The 4,437-nt window shown below is 64.3% G+C and carries 5 protein-coding genes; 3 read left to right on the forward strand and 2 right to left on the reverse strand.

The window, feature by feature from the left end; genetic code table 11:
- The 3 genes from AAF184_24880 to crp form a co-directional block, all read left to right on the forward strand.
- On the forward strand, nucleotides 1-580 hold a 580-nt coding region (locus tag AAF184_24880), incomplete at its 5' end, for an ATP-binding protein (protein ID MEO0425593.1).
- Nucleotides 580-984, forward strand: a complete 405-nt coding sequence (locus AAF184_24885; protein ID MEO0425594.1) for a response regulator — start codon at nucleotides 580-582, stop codon at nucleotides 982-984. The genes AAF184_24880 and AAF184_24885, both read left to right, overlap by 1 nt.
- A gap of 157 nt (nucleotides 985-1,141) precedes the next feature.
- On the forward strand, nucleotides 1,142-1,771 hold the full coding sequence (gene crp / locus AAF184_24890; protein MEO0425595.1) for a cAMP-activated global transcriptional regulator CRP: 630 nt from the start codon (nucleotides 1,142-1,144) through the stop codon (nucleotides 1,769-1,771).
- 57 nt (nucleotides 1,772-1,828) lie between these two features.
- Here the strand turns inward: crp and AAF184_24895 are convergent, their stop codons facing one another.
- Nucleotides 1,829-3,445, reverse strand: coding sequence for an alkaline phosphatase D family protein (locus AAF184_24895; GenBank protein ID MEO0425596.1), 1,617 nt, complete (start codon nucleotides 3,443-3,445; stop codon nucleotides 1,829-1,831).
- 178 nt (nucleotides 3,446-3,623) lie between these two features.
- On the reverse strand, nucleotides 3,624-4,289 hold the full coding sequence (rpiA, locus tag AAF184_24900; protein ID MEO0425597.1) for a ribose-5-phosphate isomerase RpiA: 666 nt from the start codon (nucleotides 4,287-4,289) through the stop codon (nucleotides 3,624-3,626).
- Nucleotides 4,290-4,437 lie beyond the last annotated feature (148 nt).

The following is a 4,437-nucleotide window of genomic DNA, read 5'->3' on the forward strand; positions in this document are numbered from 1 at the left end:
CAGCGAAGATGTGCAGGACGTGGTCCGCGGTATCTCCACAGGTGTGCGGCGCATGCGCTCGCTCGTGAGCAGCTTGCACCAACTCTCGAAGCTCGAGTCCATCAGCATCGAGCGCGAGGTGTGCGACTTACCGTCCGTTGTGGCGGAAGGTCGATCGCTCGCGGCGATCGCCTTGGAGGAGTCCAAGGCCGCCGTCGTGGTGGATGCGCTGCCGAGGGTGCAGGGGTCATCGGAATTGCTCGCTCAGCTGTTTCAGAACCTCTTCTCGAACGCCTGCAAGTACGCCGGTGACTCCCCGCCGAGGATTCGGATCTGGTCCGAGGTAAATCACGAGCGAGGGGTGGATCTGGTCTACTTCGAAGACCGAGGTGTGGGCATACCGCTCAAGAGCCAGGAGCGTGTGTTCGAATCATTCCATCGGCTTCATCACAGCGATGATATCGAGGGCACGGGGATCGGCCTGTCTATCTGCCGCCGTATCGTGCAAGCCCATGATGGTAAGCTCTACATCGATCCGGACTATGCAGACGGCGTCCGCTTCGTGATCGCGCTGCCTTTGTCTGTTTCCGGAGGTGCTTGATGACGGGTTACGTATTGGTGGTCGATGACGACCTCATGGACCGCAAGCTGATCGATCGCGCCCTGAAGCAGTCGGGTCACGATGTACGCATCAGTTCGGTACGCGATGGCGTCGAAGCACTGGAGGAGCTGCGCGCGGGGCCGCGCCCTGATCTGCTGCTCATCGACTTGAACATGCCGCGGATGAGCGGCCGCGATCTGCTCGAATCGGTGAAGCGCGACGACGCGTTGAGTTCCATCCCCGCCATCATCGTCTCCACGTCGGATGACATGAGCGACATCGCAGATTGCTATCACCTTCGCGCCAACGCGTACGTGACCAAGCCGGATACCGCGGCGGGGTATCGCGATCTGGGGCAGAGTCTTATGAGCTTTTGGTTCGGGAGCGCCCGCCTGCCGCACTAGTCTCGCCCGTCCGCCGATCGTAAACGGTGGTCACAGCCCTTCCGCGCCTTTGGCATCTGCGCACCGACGCGCTACGCTACCCCCTTCGGTGTCGAAATCTCTTACGGCCAGCGTCGCCGGCGCATCTCGCGTCTGGGGCGTTTCATTAGGTAGCACCATGGGCGTCGTCGAAATCTTTCTCAAGCACGCACGGATGAAGACGGTGCCGAACCGCACCACGGTCATCCATGCTGGCGCGACGCCTGACGCGCTCTACTACGTGGTGAAAGGCACCGTGGAAGTGATGCTCGAAGACGAGCAGGGCGGCGAGATGATCCTGAGCTACCTCTCAAAGGGGCAGTTCTTTGGGGAGATGGGGCTCTTCAATCAGGAGCCGGCACGCTCGGCCTGGGTGCGCACGCGCTCGGAGTGCGAACTTGCCGAAATGAGCTATTCCCGCTTCAAGCAACTAACCGCTGAACACCCCGCCCTGCTGTTCGAGATCGCCACGCAACTCTCCGGCCGTCTCGATCGCACCAATCGTAAGGTCACGGACCTCGCCTTCATGGACGTGTCCGGCCGTATCGCCAAAGCGCTGATGGACTTGTCCAAGTCGCCCGATGCCATGTCCCATCCGGACCGCAACGGCATGCAGATCAAGGTCAGCCGTCAGGAGTTGGCGCGCTTGGTGGGGTGCAGCCGGGAGATGGCCGGTCGCGTGCTGAAGGGCCTGCAGGAGCAGGGCCTCATCGAGGTGAAGGGTATGCAGATCGTCGTCTACAACATGCGCAACGCGGACGCCGGCTAGCTGACCTTCGCGCCGCCGACGGGCCTTCCCATCGACGGCGCTCCCTTGCGATTATCCCTAGAGTTCGACCACGCCCGGCACGCCGGCGTTCACGCCGTAGCTGGCGATCGTGCTGACAGCGAGGTCCGGGCTCGGCACCGTAAAGTGCGGATCGCTCACCCGTTCCACACCGCGGAAGTCTGTGCGCCATTGCTCGCGCGTCACCTCGCACACGGCGTAGCCGCGGAACAGGCCGTCGAAGAAGCGGATGTGCGGGTTGAACGGCAGCGTGAGCTCCACCAGCGGCACGTTTTCGTCGCCGAAGCTCGAGGTGATGCCGGAGCACACGAACTCCGCGGCCACGACGGGCGAATCGACCTCGTTGAAGTCCGCCTTGATGTCCGCGGCCCACGAGGAGTGGATATCGCCCGTGAGCACGATGGGGTTGGCGGGCTGGGTGGCGGCGAGGAAGTCCAGTAGGCGCTGGCGAGCCCCCTGGTAGCCGTCCCAGGCGTCCGGGTTGAAGGCCCCAGGAGCGCCGAGGGCTGCGCCCACGTCCCACTGCATCATCATCACCTGCTGTGCCATCACGTTCCAGATGGCGCGCGAGCGGGCGAGGCCGTTGTACAGCCACTGCTCCTGTTCCTCGCCGGTCATGGTGCCGTTCGGGTCGACGATCTCCGGACAGACATCAATGAAGGCGGGGAAGATGTCATCGCACGGCTGGTCGTCGCGGAACTGACGCGTGTCGAGGACGTGGAACTGAGCGAGGTCGCCGAAGGTGAAACGACGGAAGAGCTGCAGTTCATTGTCGTCGTTCAACGTTTGTCGCGCACCCAGAGGCATGCTCTCGCGGTACACCTGGTAGGCCGCGCTACGGCGCGCGCTGAAGTCCTCGGGGAGTTGATCGTCCTCGGGGGCGAGGGCGGCGTAGTTGTTGTCCACCTCGTGATCGTCCCAGGTCACGATCCAGGGGAACGCGGCGTGCGCATCCTGCAGGTTCTCATCGAGGCGGTACTGGGCGTAGCGGTTGCGGTAGTCGACCACCGAGGTGCACTCGGGGCCGACGTGCCGGCGAGACTCAGGCGTCGCCTCATCTGCGGCGCCCTCGTAGATGTAGTCGCCCGTGTGTACGACGAAGTCGAGATCCTGGTCGGCCATGTCGCGGTAGGCGGCGTAGAAGCCGGCCGTGTAGTTCTGGCACGAGGCGAGCGCGAAGCGCATCTGCTCCGGCTGCTCGAAGCGTGACGGGAAGGTGCGTGTACGCCTCACGCGGCTGGTCTCGCCAAGTGCGCTGAAGCGATACCAGTAGAAGGTGTTGGGCGTCAGTGCCGGCACGGTCACGGACACGGCGTGACCTGCTTCGGGCAGTGCCATCACCGTGCCGCTGCGAACGACGTCGCGAAAGTCTGGATCGCTCGCCACCTCGACGGTGACCTCCACTGGTACCTCGTCCATGCCACCGCCGTTTAGGGGATCGGGGGCGAGCCGTGTCCACAGGGTAACGCGACGCGGTTGTGGATCGCCGGAGGCGACACCGAGGGTGAACAGGGCCGATCGGCGAGAGGTGCGTGGGCTCCAGCCCCCCGGACGGGCCAGGCTGGGCAAGCTGAAGCTGCTGGCGGCGAGGGCGCCGCCTACACCGCCGACGAGGCGCCGGCGGATGTGATCGACTCGGGGTTTGCGTGGGGTCATTGCGTGATGCCTCCGAAGTGCGTGCGTGATGACACGACGGACAGCACGCGGCGCGGTGCCCGTCACTGCGGGCTATGGGGCATCACAGATATGAACAGTGCGTTATCGCGGTCTGACGGTTTGATGAAAGCGTCGGCGAGCGCCTAGGGAAGCTCTGCACGACTTGTGTAGAGCTTCCCTAGCGGCGAGCCGTGTGGCGCTCGATGCCGTCCTCGGTGCCGATCAGCAGTTCATCGGCACCGCGCAGGGCGAACAGGCCGACGGTGACCACGCCGGGGATCTGGTTGAACTCGCGTTCCGTGCGTGAGGGGTCGACGAGGTCGAGGCCGTGCACGTCGAGGATGTGATTGCCGTTGTCGGTGACGAAGCCTTCTCGGAACACCGGTCGGCCGCCTGCCCCCATGAGCTTGCGGGCGACGAAGCTGCGTGCCATCGGGATCACCTCGACCGGCAGGGGAAACTTGCCGAGCACGTTCACGAGCTTCGAGTCGTCGGCGATGCAGACGAAGCGTTGGGCCGCGCCGGCGATGATCTTCTCGCGGGTGAGTGCACCCCCGCCGCCCTTGATCAACTGCAGGTGTCGGGTCGCCTCGTCCGCACCGTCCACGTAGAGATCAACTGCGCCGACACTGTTGAGGTCCGACACGGTAAAGCCCGCCTCGGTGAGCTTGCTGGTGGAGGCGTCTGAGCTGGACACGATCGCCCGCAGGGAGGGGCGCTCCTGTGCCAACAGCTCGATGAAGTGGTTCACGGTGCTTCCCGTACCCACGCCGAGCACGATGTCCTCCTGCAAGAACTGGAGCGATTGCTCAGCAGCCCGGCGCTTGCGGTCGTCAGCGTTCATCGTGGGTGTCTCCTCGTAGCGAACCGGTAACTAGATTGGTATTCGCTCAAGGATACGCCGCTTCGAGGGGGTCGGCGATGAGCGCTCCAGCGGGGAAGTGCTTGGAGCGGGGAGGGGCGGGCGGGGGGGGTGGCCCGTGTTAGGGGGG

Source organism: Pseudomonadota bacterium (assembly GCA_039815145.1).
Taxonomy (GTDB): domain Bacteria; phylum Pseudomonadota; class Gammaproteobacteria; order Steroidobacterales; family JBCBZW01; genus JBCBZW01.